The sequence below is a fragment of the Sorangium sp. So ce1335 genome (assembly GCF_051521615.1).
Classification (GTDB): Bacteria; Myxococcota_A; Polyangia; order Polyangiales; family Polyangiaceae; genus Sorangium.
In genome coordinates, this window is record NZ_CP150363.1 from 489,337 (window position 1) to 503,417 (window position 14,081).

The 14,081-nt window shown below is 73.8% G+C and carries 14 protein-coding genes and 1 riboswitch; of the genes, 1 reads left to right on the forward strand and 13 read right to left on the reverse strand.

The features are described 5' to 3' along the window. Window positions 1-33: 33 nt before the first annotated feature. From WMF24_RS01705 to WMF24_RS01715, 3 genes are read right to left on the reverse strand one after another with little or no spacing between them, the layout of a single operon-like run. The gene (locus tag WMF24_RS01705; protein ID WP_437738951.1) at window positions 34-1,161 is read right to left on the reverse strand and encodes a cobalt-precorrin-5B (C(1))-methyltransferase; all 1,128 of its coding nucleotides are present in this window, start codon (window positions 1,159-1,161) and stop codon (window positions 34-36) included. A gap of 16 nt (window positions 1,162-1,177) precedes the next feature. Then, on the reverse strand, window positions 1,178-1,942 hold the full coding sequence (locus WMF24_RS01710; RefSeq protein ID WP_437734586.1) for an FAD-dependent oxidoreductase: 765 nt from the start codon (window positions 1,940-1,942) through the stop codon (window positions 1,178-1,180). Between the two features lie 49 nt (window positions 1,943-1,991). Then, on the reverse strand, window positions 1,992-2,411 hold the full coding sequence (locus WMF24_RS01715) for a DUF3209 family protein (protein ID WP_437734587.1): 420 nt from the start codon (window positions 2,409-2,411) through the stop codon (window positions 1,992-1,994). 139 nt (window positions 2,412-2,550) lie between these two features. Between WMF24_RS01715 and WMF24_RS01720 the strand changes: the two genes are divergently transcribed. Then, complete coding sequence (locus tag WMF24_RS01720) at window positions 2,551-4,455, forward strand: CASTOR/POLLUX-related putative ion channel (protein ID WP_437734588.1); 1,905 nt, start codon at window positions 2,551-2,553, stop codon at window positions 4,453-4,455. A gap of 10 nt (window positions 4,456-4,465) precedes the next feature. Here the strand turns inward: WMF24_RS01720 and WMF24_RS01725 are convergent, their stop codons facing one another. The 10 genes from WMF24_RS01725 to WMF24_RS01770 form a co-directional block, all read right to left on the reverse strand. Further along, window positions 4,466-5,272, reverse strand: coding sequence for a hypothetical protein (locus WMF24_RS01725; protein WP_437734589.1), 807 nt, complete (start codon window positions 5,270-5,272; stop codon window positions 4,466-4,468). Next, window positions 5,269-6,036 carry a hypothetical protein gene (locus tag WMF24_RS01730; RefSeq protein ID WP_437734590.1) on the reverse strand — a complete coding sequence of 256 codons (768 nt, stop codon included), beginning with the start codon at window positions 6,034-6,036 and terminating at the stop codon, window positions 5,269-5,271. Before WMF24_RS01730 ends, WMF24_RS01725 begins: the two co-directional genes overlap by 4 nt. Further along, window positions 6,033-6,770 (reverse strand): ABC transporter ATP-binding protein, encoded by a 738-nt coding sequence (locus WMF24_RS01735; protein WP_437734591.1) that lies wholly within the window; start codon window positions 6,768-6,770, stop codon window positions 6,033-6,035. The genes WMF24_RS01730 and WMF24_RS01735 overlap by 4 nt, the downstream gene beginning before the upstream one ends. Beyond that, a complete protein-coding gene (locus WMF24_RS01740) occupies window positions 6,767-7,468 on the reverse strand; it encodes a TetR family transcriptional regulator (RefSeq protein WP_437734592.1) in 702 nt (233 codons plus the stop codon). The genes WMF24_RS01735 and WMF24_RS01740 overlap by 4 nt, the downstream gene beginning before the upstream one ends. Before the next feature lie 156 nt (window positions 7,469-7,624). After that, window positions 7,625-8,812: a CbiX/SirB N-terminal domain-containing protein gene (locus WMF24_RS01745; RefSeq protein ID WP_437734593.1), complete on the reverse strand. Its 1,188-nt coding sequence runs from the start codon at window positions 8,810-8,812 to the stop codon at window positions 7,625-7,627. Continuing rightward, a complete protein-coding gene (locus tag WMF24_RS01750; RefSeq protein WP_437734594.1) occupies window positions 8,788-9,699 on the reverse strand; it encodes an energy-coupling factor ABC transporter ATP-binding protein in 912 nt (303 codons plus the stop codon). Before WMF24_RS01750 ends, WMF24_RS01745 begins: the two co-directional genes overlap by 25 nt. Beyond that, window positions 9,696-10,457, reverse strand: coding sequence for a CbiQ family ECF transporter T component (locus WMF24_RS01755; RefSeq protein ID WP_437734595.1), 762 nt, complete (start codon window positions 10,455-10,457; stop codon window positions 9,696-9,698). The genes WMF24_RS01750 and WMF24_RS01755 overlap by 4 nt, the downstream gene beginning before the upstream one ends. Next, a complete protein-coding gene (locus WMF24_RS01760; protein WP_437734596.1) occupies window positions 10,447-10,842 on the reverse strand; it encodes a hypothetical protein in 396 nt (131 codons plus the stop codon). The genes WMF24_RS01755 and WMF24_RS01760 overlap by 11 nt, the downstream gene beginning before the upstream one ends. Next, window positions 10,839-11,516 (reverse strand): energy-coupling factor ABC transporter permease, encoded by a 678-nt coding sequence (locus tag WMF24_RS01765; protein ID WP_437738952.1) that lies wholly within the window; start codon window positions 11,514-11,516, stop codon window positions 10,839-10,841. Before WMF24_RS01765 ends, WMF24_RS01760 begins: the two co-directional genes overlap by 4 nt. A gap of 132 nt (window positions 11,517-11,648) precedes the next feature. After that, window positions 11,649-11,854: riboswitch (cobalamin riboswitch) on the reverse strand. Window positions 11,855-13,034: 1,180 nt separating this feature from the next. Beyond that, window positions 13,035-13,862 carry an enoyl-CoA hydratase/isomerase family protein gene (locus WMF24_RS01770; RefSeq protein ID WP_437734597.1) on the reverse strand — a complete coding sequence of 276 codons (828 nt, stop codon included), beginning with the start codon at window positions 13,860-13,862 and terminating at the stop codon, window positions 13,035-13,037. Between the last annotated feature and the right edge of the window lie 219 nt (window positions 13,863-14,081).

Below are 14,081 nucleotides of genomic sequence, written 5' to 3' on the forward strand. Positions count from 1 at the left end.
GGGCATCGGTCCTGGCGCCGATCGTGGAACCGCTCATCGCTCCTCCGCTCTGTCTGCACTGGCGTCGCCCGCCGGGTACCGGCCGAGGAGCGCCCCGTTGAAATCGACAAGGCACGCGTGCACCTCGAGGGCGCCGCCCGCGTGCCGCGAGGTGTGCTCGACGACGCGCCGGCAGATCCCCCCGGGCACCCCGGTGAGCCCCTCGCGCTGGCACAGCTCGAGGACGTGCCGCGCCGTGTTCGCCTGCCGGATCTCCGCCGCGATCTCGGGCCGCGCGCCGAGCTCCTCGGCGATCTGCGCGAGCAGCTCCATGCTCACCTCCGAGCCGGCGGCGTGCGTCATCATCTTGCCGTCGGCCATCTTCGACAGCTTGCCGATCATCCCGACGATGATCGCGCGGGCGATCCGCCGCCGCGCCGCGTGGCGGACCCCGGTGCCGATGAAGTCGCCCACCTGGATGAACGCGTCCTCCGGCAGCTCCGGGTAGAGCTTCATCGCGTACGCCTCGGACTTGCCGCCCGTTGTCAGCACGAGCGTCGCAATGCCGCGCTCGGCGGCGACGTCGATCGCCTGCACGACGCTCGCGCGGAAGGCGGCGGTCGAGTACGGCTTCACGATCCCGCTCGTCCCGAGGATCGAGATCCCGCCGATGAGCCCGAGGCGCGCGTTGATGGTCTGCTTCGCCATCTCCTCGCCCTGAGGGACGCTGATCGTGACCGTGGCCCCGGCGAAGCCCGAGCCCTCGAGCTCCTCGAGCACCATCTCGGTGATGTTCCGGCGCGGCACCGGGTTCACGGCCGGCGCGCCGACGGGCAGCCCGAGCCCGGGCTTCGTGACGACGGCGACCCCGTCGCCGCCGCGGATCTCGACACCAGGCTCGCTGCGGAGCTCGACCTCGGCGACGAGCTCGGCGCCGTGGGTGCAGTCCGGGTCGTCGCCGGCGTCCTTGATGACGCTGCACGTGGCGCGCGGCCCGTCGCGGTCGCAGCGCTTCAGCGGGAAGGTCACCCGCTGCCCGTTCGGCAGGGTCGTCTCGATGGCGTCGACCGCCGCGCCCCGCGCGAGCACGCGCGCCGCCGCCTTGGCCGCGGCGGCCGCGCACGCGCCCGTCGTGAACCCCTCGCGCTGCCCTTTCGGGTCCCTCGGCCGGAGCTCTGACATCAAGAATCCCGAGTAGTTACACGGACTTCTTCAACGGGTTGTTGAAGAAGCTCTCCAGGAGCACGCTGCCCTCCGGCGCGCCGAGCGAGGCGAGCCGGTCGCGCAGCGGCCCATCGCGCAGCGGCCCGTCGCGCAGCGGATAAATGACGGCGCCGTCGCCCGCGCAGAGCACGGCGTCGTAGGGCCCCGCGGCGAGCTGATCCTCGACGAGCGCGCACGCGCGCGCTGGCCGCTCCGGGTGGCCGGCCGGGAGGAAGCCGCCGGCGACCGTCAGGCGCACCGGGGGCGGGAGGCGCTCGCGGACGAACGCCTCGGAGACGAAGTAGTCGTCGGACTCGACGAGCCAGAGCAGGTCGAGCTGCGCGGCGCCGGCGGCGGCCGCGCCCCGCGCGACGCCGAGCGCCGCGGTGATCCCGGTGTCGGTGGCGACGACGAGGGCGCGGCCGGAGAAGCCGGGCGGCAGGCGCAGCTTGCCCCAGGGGCCGCTCCATTCGAGCTCCGCGCCGACGGCGATGTCGTTGAGCACGTTCGACCCCGGCCCGGCGCCGATGCGCTTGACCGCGATCTCGACGGCGCGCTGCTCGGCGTCGCTCGAGATCAGCGAGTAGGCGCGCTTCGCGAGCTTGCCGCCGGGCAGGGTGACCCCTGTGTTGATGATCACGTACTGCCCGCCGGCGAAGCCGAGCTCCGCGCCGTCGACGCGCTCGATGCGGAGCAGCCGGGCGCCCTGCCCGAGCGGCTCCGCGTGGGCGATCCTGATCTTCGCGCTTCCCTGGGCCACCGGTAGCCTCCGTTTCCTCGGCCTGCGCCGCCAGCTGCGCCGGCTGCGCCTACTCTGCCTGCTCCGCCGACTCTGCCGACTCTGCCGACTCTGATTGCTCCGCCGGGTAGATCTCGTGAACGAAGTCGTGCATCTCCTCGAGCTCGCGGTACAGCCGGGCGAGCCCGTCGACCTGGGCGCGCAGGTCGAGCTCGACCTGCTTCGTGAGGATGAGGAGCGAGCGCATGTAGGGCAGCTTCGCGTCCCCCGGCGGCGTCTTCGCGACCTTCTCCTGGAGCTCGGCGAGCGACCCCTCGAACAGGCGCGAGAGGTTCCTCAGGTCCCCGGCGCGCAGCATCGCCGAGACCGGCCCCGGCTCCGCGGCCGCGGGGCCGAGCTCCGCGAGCTCGTGCGCGCGCTCGCCGGGGTCGTCGATGCCGAGGACGTTCATGAGCCCAAGGCGGAGCGCGGCGATCTCGTGACAGGCCATATCGGTTCTCCTGGGAGGCCTCCTACCAGCTAGGGAGGAGGGCGGGAAGGAGCAGGAGGGGAGGGTCGACGTGCGCGCCGTCCATGCTAGGTGGGCCGCCCGCGCCGCGCTCCTTCAGGGCGCGGCGCCCGCGCGCCCCATGCAGAAGATCACCTTCCTGGATCGCCTCCACTACCGCTTCGATCTCACCATGGCGAAGGGCGCGCCCGCGCTCATCGCCTGGCTGTTCGCGCTCTCGACGGCGATGGTCGTCGTGTTCGCGGCGATCGTCGTGGCCCTCGGGCTCGCCCCGGCCGAGGAGGACGGCGCCCCTGTGTCGTTTCCCTCGGCCCTCTGGATCACGCTGATGCGCGCGCTCGACGCCGGCACCGTCGCCGGCGACACAGGCAGCCGCGGTTACCTCGCCGTGATGTTCGCCGTCACGCTCGGCGGCATCTTCATGGTCAGCATCCTCATCGGCATCATCACGAGCGGCATCGAGGACCGCGTGGGCGAGCTCCGCAAGGGCCGCTCGCTCGTGTGCGAGGAGGGGCACACGGTCATCCTCGGCTGGTCGCCGCAGATCTTCTCGATGATCCAGGAGCTCGCGATCGCGAACGAGAGCCGCCCGCGCGCGGCGATCGCCGTGCTCGCCGACAAGGACAAGGTCGAGATGGAGGACGAGATCCGCGCGCGCGTCGGCTCGACCGGCAGGACGCGCGTCGTCTGCCGCACCGGAGACCCGACCGATCCCGCGGACATCGCCATCGTGAACCCGGACGCCGCGCGGTCGATCATCATCCTCTCACCCGAGGAGGGGAACCCCGACTCCCGGGTGATCAAGTCGATCCTGGCGCTCACCAACAAGGCGGGTCGCAAGAAGGGCCGTTACCCGATCGTCACGCAGATCCGCGACCAGCGGAACCTCGACGCCGCGCGGCTCGTGGCGCGCGACGAGGCGGCGCTCATCCCCACGGAGGACGTGCTCACGCGCATCACGGTGCAGACCTGCCGCAGCGAGGGCCTCAGCGTCGTCTACAGCGAGCTGCTCGACTTCGAGGGCCACGAGATCTACACGCGCGAGGAGCCCGCGCTCGCGGGCAGGACGTTCGGCGAGGCCCTCTTCGCGTACGACGGCTGCGCCGTCATCGGCCTGCGCCTTCGCTCCGGCGAGGTGCGGCTCAACCCACCCATGAACGCGCGGATCGAGCCCGGCGATGCGGTCATCCTCATCGCCGAGGACGACAGCGCGATCGGCGCGCCATCGAAGCGCGCGCCGTCCATCGACGAGCGGGCGATCCGCGACGGCAAGCCCGCCGCGCCGAGGCCCGAGCGCACGCTCCTCCTCGGCTGGAATCGCCGCGCCGTCGCGTTCATCAACGAGCTCGATCACTACGTCGCGGAGGGCTCCGAGGTCACCGTCGTCGCCGACGTCCCCGACGCCCCGGCGCAGCTCGAGGCCGAGCGCGGTGAGCTCAGGAACCTCACCGTCACGTTCCAGCCGGGCGACACGACCGACCGGCGCACGCTCGACAGGGTCGTGGGGGCCCACGATCACGTGGTGACGCTGAGCTACTCCGACGCGCTCGAGCCGCAGGAGGCCGACGCGCGCACCCTCGTCACGCTGCTCCACCTGCGCGACATCGAGGCGAAGCGCGGCCAGCGCTTCAGCATCGTGAGCGAGATGCTCGACGTCAGGAACCGCGAGCTCGCCGAGGTCGCGCACGCGGACGACTTCATCGTGAGCGACAAGCTCGTCAGCCTGATGCTCGCGCAGATCTCCGAGAACCGGGATCTCGCCGCCGTCTTCACCGATCTGTTCGATCCGGAGGGGTCCGAGCTCTACCTGAAGCCCGCCGGCGACTACGTCCGCCTCGCCCGTCCGGTGACCTTCGCCACCATCGTCGAGGCGGCGCGGCGCCGCGGCGAGGTCGCCGTCGGCGTCCGCCTCGCGTCGCAGGCCGACGACGCCTCGCAGGCCTACGGCGTGAAGGTGAACCCGAGGAAGCGCGCGAAGCTGACGCTCGCCAGGGGCGACAGGATCATCGTCCTGGCCGAGCAGTAGCGAGGCGGGCTCAGCGCGCGTCGGTGCGCTCGAGGAGCACGCCCGAGGCGGCGATGGAGATCGCGGCGAGCGGGATCGCGATCGCCAGCGCGACAGGGCCGAGCCAGGTCGAGGTGGCGTCGCGCCAGAGCAGCGACGCGAGCACGATCGCCTCCCTGAGCCCCTCGTGCGGCTCGAACGCGTCGGGCCGGTAAATGAACGCCGCCGTGGGCAAGAGCGGCGCGATCCACGCGGCCGACGCGACGAGGAGCGCGAGGAAGCCGTCTCGCATCCGCACCAGGAGCGGCAGGAGCGCCGAGAGCAGCGCGATCGCGAGCGCGACGAGGAAGAGGCCGGCGCCGAGCGCGCCCGCTGCGCTGATCATGTCGACCGCCTCGATGTACGGCGCGACGGCGAGCGCGGTGCAGGCCGCGACGACGACGCCCGCCCCGGCCCCGGCGAGCAGCGAGGGCGCCGTGCGCGCGGCGACGAGGACGCGGGCGCGGACCGGCTTGGCGAGCAGGAGCTCGAGCCGATGCTCCTCTCGCGCCGTGACCGTCGCGTCGACGAGGCCCGCGAGGGCGACGAAGTACGCGACGAAATAGACGGCGAGGAGATCGTTGATGAGGAGCACGGAGGCCATCCCCTCGATCGCGAAGGCCTGCTCCATGAAGCGGATGACCTGCTCCGGCAGGCGCACGATCAGCGCGTGGCTGCCGAGCACGACGAGCGCGCCGGCGACCGCCGCGGCGAGCGAGGCGCGGCGCGGGGCGCGGCGCGCCTCGAGCGCGAAGTAGCCGCGGAGCGAGCCCGCGGCGGGGGCGGTCGCCCGGGTCATGCTTCCATCCTCCGGACGCCCGCGGCGCCCACCGCGAGGGTGAGGGCGGTGAGGGCGGTGAGGGCGAGCATCGGGGGGCCGAGCACGGCGGGGCCGAGGTGGTCGAGGCTCCCGAGGCCGAGCGCGCCGAGGGTGATCGGGTTCGCGAGGGTGAGGCTCCGCCAGGCGGGCTGGTAGAAGCCGATCAGCGAGAGGCCCACGAGGCCCCCGAGCGTGCCGAACCCGATGAGCGCCGAGGCGGCCCGGTGCCTCACCCACGCGGCGATCGCGGCGCAGAGCGCGGTCGCGAAGAGCGCCGCGAAGGCGTGGAGCGACATCGCGCCGAGGAAGGGGCCGGGGCGGAAGCCGGGGACGCGCGCCGTGAAGTAGGCGGCGCCGGCGAGCTGGGTCGCGGCGTGCAGGGTCACCATCACCGCGCACGCGCTCAGCGCGCGGAGCACGAAGTAGCGGGGGATCGAGACCGGCTTGCTGGCGAGGAGCGGCAGCACGCCGGTGTCGCGCTCGCGGAGCACGACGCCGCTGGCGAGCACCACGGGCAGGAACGCGATCGCCTTGTTCATCGTCAGGTCGATCCACACGTACATGAAGACCTGGAACGGCGCGGCGTCGCCGAACCAGGCGGCGATCGCGGCGCGCACGTGATCGGGCGGCCGCGCGAGCACGACGGGGATCGCGACGAGGGCGTAGGCGAGCATCGCGACGCAGAGCCAGGTCTTCCGCTCGCGCAGCGTCGTGAGGTAGTCGAGCCAGAGGAGCCGGATCACGCGGCCTCCCTGCGCACGAGCGCGAGGTAGAGATCGTCCATGGTGCGCGCGCTGTGCGCGTCCTTGAGGCGCTCGACCTCGTCGCAGGCGACGAGGCGCGAGCGGTGCATCACGGCGACGCGCCGGCAGAGGGCCTCGACGTCGGAGAGGATGTGCGACGAGAACCCGATGGTGACGCCGCGCTCGCGCGCGAGCGCCCGGAGCACCTCGAGGAGCTCGTGGCGGCCGAGGGGGTCGAGGCCCGAGGTCGGCTCGTCGAGCAGGAGCACCGCGGGCTCGTTGATCAGGGCCTGGGCGATGCCGACCTTCTGGGCCATGCCGGTGGAGAAGCCGCGCAGGGGGCGGTCTGCCTCGCGCTCCAGCCCGAAGCGGCGCAGGAGGGCGTCGGCGCGCGCGGCCGCGACGTCGCGGGGCAGCGCGAACATCGCGGCGATGTAGCCGAGAAAGCCGCGCGCCGTCATGTCGGGGGGCAGCGAGTACGACGCGGGCAGGTAACCTGCGTTCCGCCGGACCTCGAGCGTCTCGTGGACGACGTCGCGCCCGAGCACGCGCGCGGTGCCCGCGGTGGGCCGGGTCAGTCCGAGGAGCATGCGCAGCGTCGTCGTCTTGCCGGCGCCGTTGTGCCCCATGAAGCCGAAGATCTCGCCGGCCGCGACGGTGAAGCTCACGCCGTCGACGGCCGTGACCTTCCCGAAGCGCTTGCCGAGCGCGTTCACCTCGATCGCCTGGTTCATCGCTTGCTCCTCGCGCGCGACGCGGTCGCGCGCTGCTCCGTGGGAATCGTCGTCGTGGAGGTCGTCTCCGCGGGGCTCGCCGCGGGGCGCGCGGCCAGGCCGGCGCGGAAGATGTCGGCGATCGCGTCGAGCGTGCGCTCGCCCGAGAACGCGCCGAACGACGTGGCCAGCCCGAGGTGCTGGGGCGCGAAGCGCAGCACGCCGAGGACGAAGGGGATCGCGTCGCGGTCGACGTCGGGCCGGATCTCGCCGCGCGCGATGCCCTCGTCGACCCACCCGTAGATCTGGGCGAGCTGCGCCTCCGCGGCGGCGGCGCTCGCGGCGTCGTCCTGCAGGCGGAGCGCGCGGAGATCGGGGTCCTCGCGGAGGAGCTTGCCGAAGAGCGGTTCGGCGGCCTGCTGGCGGTAGGCGAAGCGGAGCGTCGCGACGAGGCGTTCGAGCGGGGAGTCGAAGCCCATCACCTCGGCGGCGAAGCGGGCGCGGATCGCGGCGAAGGACTGCTCGACCACCTCGCGCAGGAGCGACTCCTTGTCGGCGAACTCCAGGTAGAGCGCGCCCTTCGCGCAGCCGGCCTCGGCGGCGACGGCGTCGAGGTTCACGCCCTTGAAGCCGCGCTCGGCGAACTGGCGCCTGGCGGCCTCGAGGATCCTGGTGCGCCGCGCAGGATCGCGGGGCTTTTCGGGGCGGCGAACGGGCACAGAACTAATATGACTAATTCAGACATATCAGTCAAATCGGGCGGCCAGCCGCCGGCGCGGACAGGGACCACGAGCGCCGGGGGGGCGCGCGGGCCTCGGGGGGGAGGCCCCGCGCGTCGGCGTTCGGTGCTCGAGGGCGGCGCCGGGCGCCGCGCCTCATTGCATGATGTCGTCCACGAGCCGCGCCACCAGCCGGTCGCCGAGCAGGTGCTCTTCCACGAGGTCCTTCGCGTCCTCCTCGCGGACGCCCCGGTACCAGACCCCGTCCGGATAGACCGCCACGGTGGGCCCCTCGCCGCAGCGCCCCATGCACGACGTCCTGGTCACGCGGATCTGCTGCTGCTGCCCGGCCTGCTTCAGGCGCCGCCGCAGCGCCTCGAGCAGCGCCAGGCTGCCGCGGTCCACGCAGTCGGCGTTGCCGCAGACGAGCACGTGCTTGCGCAGCGAGCGGTGCGCGTGCGGGTGGTTCGACGCCTGCGTGTGCGTCAGCGTGTGGCGCACGCTGTAGAGCATCGCCTTCAGCCCGCCGACCTCCCGCGCGAGCCCCGGCATGGCGGTGCGGTACATGCACGTGTCGCAGGGCAAGGGCGCCTCGCCCGCGAGCGCCTGGCGCGCGCGCTCGTCGATCAGCCCCGACAGCGCGCTCGACCGGCCGAGGTGCGGCGCGAGCGACGCGCGGATCCACGGGTACGCCGCCGAGAAGCGGTCGACCTGCTCGGCGAGCTTCGTCATGAGCCGCCCGGCGAAGAGGAAGTAGGGCACGACGACGACCCGCTCGGGCCGCTGGCGCGCGACGCGCTCCAGCGTCTCCTCGACCGAAGGCCGGGTGACGCCGATGAACGTCGGCTCGACGAGCAGCAGCCCCCGGCCCTCGCCGATGAGGCGCGCCATCTTGCAGAAATCGCCGTTCGCGTCCGGGTCGCTCGACCCGCGCCCCACGACGACGAGCGCCGTCCGGGCGCGCGCGGCCGGATCCTCCGGCAGCACGGACGCCGCCCGCTCGAACGCGATCTCCGCGAGCGCCGGGTGCACGCCGAGGGGGCGCGCCGCGGAGAAGCGCACGCCCGGGAAGGCGGCCCGCGCCTGCTCGAGCGCGAGCGGGATGTCGTTCTTCACGTGCCCCGCCGCGAACAGGAAGAGCGGCACGACCGCGACCCGCGACACCTGCGCCGCGAGCGTGGCGAGCGCGTCGGCGAGGTGCGGCGTCGCGAGCTCGATGTAGCCGTGCTGCACGACGAGCCCGGGCCGCGCCGCGCGGTGCTCGGCCACGAGCGCCTCGAACTCGGCGTTTGACGCGGCGTCGCGGCTGCCGTGGCCGATCAGCAGGAGCCCTTCGTCATGCATGCGAGCGCCTCCTCCAGGGTGAGCGGAAGGTCCGCGGGGTCGGGCGGCCCGGCCGCGGGGCCGGGCGGCTCGGCCGCGGGGCCGGGCGGCCCGGCCGCGGGGCCGGGCGGCTCGGCCGAGGTCATCCGGGTCCAGAGCTCCGCGACCCACGGCCGCCTGAGCCGCGCCCGCGCGAGCAGCTCCCCGCGCGCGAAGACCTCCCGCGGCGGCCCGTCCGCGAGGACCTGCCCGTCGCCGAGCAGGACGGCGCGCGTGGCGAACAGCGGCACGAGGTCGACCGCGTGCGTCGCGGTGACGAGCGTGGTCCCCTGCTGCTCCGAGAGCGCGCGCAGCGTCCGGCACAGCGAGAGCTCGCCCTCCGGGTCGAGCCCCGCGGTCGGCTCGTCGAGCAGGAGCACGCGCGGCCGCATCGCGAGCATCCCGGCGATGCACGCGCGCTTGCGCTCGCCGAAGCTGAGCGCCTCGATCGCGCGGCCCTCGAGGTGCGCGATCTGCACGGCGGCGAGCGCCGCCTCTGCGCGGCGCCGCGCCTCGGCGGCGGGCAGCCCGAGGTTCCTCGGGCCGAACAGGACATCGTCGAGGAGCGTCGCGCCGAGGAGCTGGTCGTCCGGGTCCTGCAGCACGAGCGCGGCGCCCGCCGCGACGGCGTCCGACGGCGACGCCACGCGGCGGCCGGCGATCTCGACGCCGCCGCCGGGCGCGGGGAGGAGCCCGACGAGCGCGCGGAGCAGCGCGGTCTTCCCGGCGCCGTTGCCGCCGAGCACCGCCACGGACTCGCCCTCGGCGACGTCGAGGCGCACGTCGCGGAGGACGGCCTCGGCGCCGCGGTAGCCGATCGCCGGCGCGCGCAGCGCGATCGCCGGCGCGCGCATCGCGTTCGCGCTCACCCCGCGCCCCCGGCGGCCACGCAGAGGGTCAGCCCGAGGGCGGCGGCGGCCGTGAAGGCGAGGTTCGCGGCGGGGGCGCTCGCCCGTCGGTCGGCGACGGGGAGCTTCCCCTTGTAGCCGCGGAGCTGCATGGCGACGGCGGCGTGCTCGGAGCGCTCCAGCGTCCGGAGCGCCACGACGCCGGCGATCGCGCCGGCCGAGCGCGCGGCGGCGGCGGGCCGCGAGAACCCGCCGCGGAGGGCGGCGGCGCTGAAGGCGCTGTCGGCGGCGCGCTGCAGCACGCCGGCGAAGCGCCGCGCGAGCGCGAGCAGCTCGACGAGCGCCGCGGGCGCGCCGAGGCCGGCGAGGGCGGCCTCGATCTCGGCGGGGGCGGCGGCGCGGGAGAGCCACCGGAGCACCGCGGCCGCCGCGAGGACGCGCGCGCCGAGGGCGGCGGCGCGGCGGGCGCCCTCGCGGGTGAGCGCGTCGAGCGGGAACGGCGCGCCGGCGAGGAGCGGCTCGCCCGGGGTGAGCGCGAGCGCGAGCGCCGCCGCGAGGCCGCCGATCCAGGCGGCGGGCGCGAAGGCGCGGAGGGTGTCGCCCGCGGTCATGCCCTGGAGCCGGAGGGCGCCGCACGCGAGCAGGAGCAGCGCGGCCGGCGTCCAGGGCGAGCGCGCGCCCGCGGCGACGCAGCACGCCGCCACGGCGGCGCCGAGGCGGAGCCGCGGGTCCACGTCGCGGAGCCGCGCGCGGGTGCGCGCGGGCAGGTCACTTTGCACGGAGCCCTTCGCCGCCGGGCTTGCCCGCGGGCTGATCGGCGCGCTCCACGAAGAGCACGCGCGAGAGGTAGCCGAGGGCGAAGCCGGCGAGGAGCCCGGCCCAGAGGAACGCGAAGAGCAGGAGGTCGCCTTCGAGGCCGAAGACCGGCCCCGTGTCGTGGCGCCCGGCGTCCTCGGCGATGCGGCGGACCACGGCCTCGTCGACGCCGTCCCAGGACGCGCCGCCGCACCCGGCGAGCCACAGCGCGGCGGTCGGCAGCGCGGCGCCCCGGAGCGCGGCGGCCGACAGCGCGGCGAGCCGGAGCGCGGCGAGCCGGAGCGCGGCGGCCGGCAGCGCGGCGGCCGGCAGCGCGGCCGACCGGCGCAGCCTCGGCCGCCGGCTCACGACGCCCCCGCGGGCAGCGGGACGACCCGGAGCCGGTCCAGGATGTCGGGCCGCCGGGCGCGCAGGAAGACGAGGGCTCCGGCGGTCATGGCGCCCTCGAGCAGCCCGAGCGGGAGCTGGGTGGGGACGAAGGCGAGCGCGACGGCCGTGAACATCGAGCCCACCGACCCCTCGCCGGCGAGGCCGAGGGCGAGCTCGAGCGCCGTCGTCGCGTAGGTCGCCCAGTCCGAGAGTACGCCGGCGAGGAACCCCGCGACCCAGAGGCTCGCGCCGCAGCGCCGCGCGAGCCGGAAGGCGAGGTACCCGGTGAACGCGCCCGCGATGCCCATGGACGCGACGTCGGCGCCGAGCGTCGTGAGCCCGCCGTGGGCGAGGAAGAGGGCCTGGATGAGGAGCGCCACGACGGTGACGAGGACGGTCATCCAGGGCCCGATGAGCACCGCGGCGAGCCCGGTGCCGCACGGGTGGGAGCACGTCCCTGCGGTCGGCACCGGCACGGGCATGCACGAGATCGCGAAGACGGCGGCGGCGACGAGGCCGACGAACGGCTTGTAGAAGGCGTCCTGCTGGGTGCGCTTCCGGAGCAGGTGGAGGGCGACGGCGACGAACGGCAGGGCGAGCGCGTTCCATGCAGCGCACCACCCGAGCGGCAGGACGCCCTCTGCGAGGTGCATCGCGGCCGCGGGCCTCGCCGCGAGCGACGCGGCAAGGAACACGGCAAAGAGGAACAAGGGGCGGCCGGGGAGACCTGTTTCGGCGTTCCGGGTGAAGTCCGCACCCGAACGCCACGAAGACGTGCGCAAACTGCACCTCGTGGGACTCGGGTAGGTCTCCCGGCTCATGGGTTCAGGGGGCCTTTCGAGCTCCCGGCGCTGCGTCCACCTTCCCAGGCCTCTTCACGAGGCCCAGTGGTCTCCGGATGCAGCTCCCCATTCACGGTGGCGGGACCGCGCCGGTTTCGCACCGGCTTCCCTGTTATGCCCGCGAGGGCACCCGAGGAAATGGATTGTCAGATGGCTGCTCGGTAGGCCCGTCTCGTGCCCGGCGTCAAGGAGGTCGCGGCGCGCCCCCGCTGCGGCGCATGGCCGACGCGGCGCCGGGCGGATGGGGCGCGTGGTCGACGCGGCGCGCCCCCGCTGCGGCGCGTGGCCGACGCGGCGCGCCCCCGCTGCGGCGCGTGGCCGACGCGGCGCGCCCCCGCTGCGGCGCATGGCCGACGCGGCGCACGGTGACTCCGCGCTCGCTGGCACCCCGAACGCGCCCTCTCCCGCCGTCCCGCGTGCCCTGCGCCGTCCGGGCCCCTCATCCGACGGGCCGGCCGCTCGCCCTCGTCCGTGCCCTGTCGCTGCCGCGTCGCCGCGAGCGGGCGATCCGCCGCTGCCGTCGTCCGCCGCGCGCTCGTTGTTCCGCCCGCTGAGCGAACAGGCGGCGTCATGGCCCGGGCTCCTCCTTATCAATCGAATCGTGGCACAGGCCGCGAAATTGACCGAGACGAACACACCGGGGGCAATCGGTCAGTTTCTATCCCTCCTGCTTCCGCGGTAAACACACTTTACAATCGCCGTGCCTGGACGCTCCTGCCCGGTGTCCTTTCTGGAGCGCGCCGTCCCGTGTTTCGCGTCGTTCGGCCTCGGTCGGTACGTTTCTCGTTGGAGCGCGCTCTGTTCGTCCTGGCTCTTTACTTACATAAGCCGGCGTCCGGCCCCTGCCATCCTGCGTCGTTGTGACGTCCGGAGGACGCGGATTGACGTGGCCGGCGGGCTTTGGCGTTGTCTTTTCTCGGAACCCGGCGAGCTCGTCCCATCGAGCGCTGTCGGTTGTGGATGGGTATGCCCGGCCCGGACGCGCATTCCGGGAAATCGGGCGAATGCGCGTCGCGCGGTCGCCTGGCTGTCATCGCGGCGTGCTCGATTCGCGCATCGGCGCGCACGCCTTGCACTTTGTTATCGACAGCGGGCGCCCGGGTGCCACACTCTTCTCACCGCATGCGCGCCGGCGCAGCCCCCCCCAGCCCGGAGCGCATGCGGTCTTTCTTGCGCACCGCGGCGGACATCCGGTGTTCCTCCGCGGTCCCCCTGCCGCGCTCATGTTGGCCCCCCCTCCGGCATGATGCGCGGTCTTTTTTTCTGGTGAGCTGTTGGTTGCCGTCGGTTGTCCTCGGTTGCCGTCAGTTGCCCTCGATTGCCGTCAGGTTACTTCCCGGTGAATGCGGCCTGCGATTTCGACAGGAACGCTTTCATTCCCGTCTTTTGATCTTCGCTGCCGAAGAGCGCGGCGAACGCCTGGGCTTCCAGCTCGTTGGCGGCGGCGAGGTCGAGGCTCTCGCCGCGCAGGAGGACGCGCTTGGCGGCCGCGACGGCGAGCGGCCCGCGCGAGGCGATCTTGAGGGCGGCCTCGCGGGCGCGCGGGAGGAGCTCGGCGGCCGGGAAGACGGCGTTGACGAGCCCGATGGCGAGCGCCTGTTCAGCGGTGATCATGTCTCCTGAATAGACGAGCTCCCGGGCGCGGCCGATGCCGACCCGGCGCAGCAATCGCTGGGTCCCGCCGAACCCGGGGATGACGCCCAGGTTCACCTCGGGCTGTCCGAGCCTGGCGCCCTCGGCCGCGTAGATGAAATCGCAGGCGAGGGCGAGCTCGCACCCGCCGCCCAGCGCGAACCCGTTCACGGCGGCGATCACGGGGAACGGGGCGCTCTCGATGAGGTCGGCGAGCCGGTGGCCGGCGTCGGCGAACCGCTTCGCGGCGATGCTGTTCATGGTCGCCATCTCGGCGATATCGGCCCCGGCGACGAACGCCTTGCCGGCGCCGGTCAGCACGGCCGCGCGGACCTCGTCGCCCTCGGCGGGCGCGAGGAGCTCCTGGAAGGCGGTGGTGAGCTCGCCGAGGACGGCGGGGTTCAGGGCGTTGAGCTTGTCGGGCCGCTGGATTGTCACGGTGGCGACGTGCCCCGTGCGCTCGACGGCGACGAACTGGAGGGTACCGCGAGCAGGGACCCCCGGCTGCTGTTCTTGAGCGGTCATGCCCGGTGGCTAGCAGCGCGCCGCGCCGGGGGGAAGCGCCCGCCGTGCAACACCGATGCTGATGTGCGCCACGTGCCTTGTTCGTGGACTTGCTGGTGAAGACGAGGAATTCCCCCAACGCACCTGCGGTATCTGTCATCTCCCGCTGTGGTCGATCGAGTTCCAGCCACGGGTCGCTCTCAGGCGGGTCGTGTGCCGATCTGCAGCGCCCGAGGCCGT

Coding starts and splice junctions, on each gene's coding strand:
- WMF24_RS01765 (WP_437738952.1), bottom strand. CDS start 11,516: ATGCACCTCGCAGAGGGCGTCCTGCCGCTCGGGTGGTGCGCTGCATGG.
- WMF24_RS01705 (WP_437738951.1), bottom strand. CDS start 1,161: ATGTCAGAGCTCCGGCCGAGGGACCCGAAAGGGCAGCGCGAGGGGTTC.
- WMF24_RS01725 (WP_437734589.1), bottom strand. CDS start 5,272: ATGACCCGGGCGACCGCCCCCGCCGCGGGCTCGCTCCGCGGCTACTTC.
- WMF24_RS01735 (WP_437734591.1), bottom strand. CDS start 6,770: ATGAACCAGGCGATCGAGGTGAACGCGCTCGGCAAGCGCTTCGGGAAG.
- WMF24_RS01770 (WP_437734597.1), bottom strand. CDS start 13,862: ATGACCGCTCAAGAACAGCAGCCGGGGGTCCCTGCTCGCGGTACCCTC.
- WMF24_RS01745 (WP_437734593.1), bottom strand. CDS start 8,812: ATGCATGACGAAGGGCTCCTGCTGATCGGCCACGGCAGCCGCGACGCC.
- WMF24_RS01715 (WP_437734587.1), bottom strand. CDS start 2,411: ATGGCCTGTCACGAGATCGCCGCGCTCCGCCTTGGGCTCATGAACGTC.
- WMF24_RS01720 (WP_437734588.1), top strand. CDS start 2,551: ATGCAGAAGATCACCTTCCTGGATCGCCTCCACTACCGCTTCGATCTC.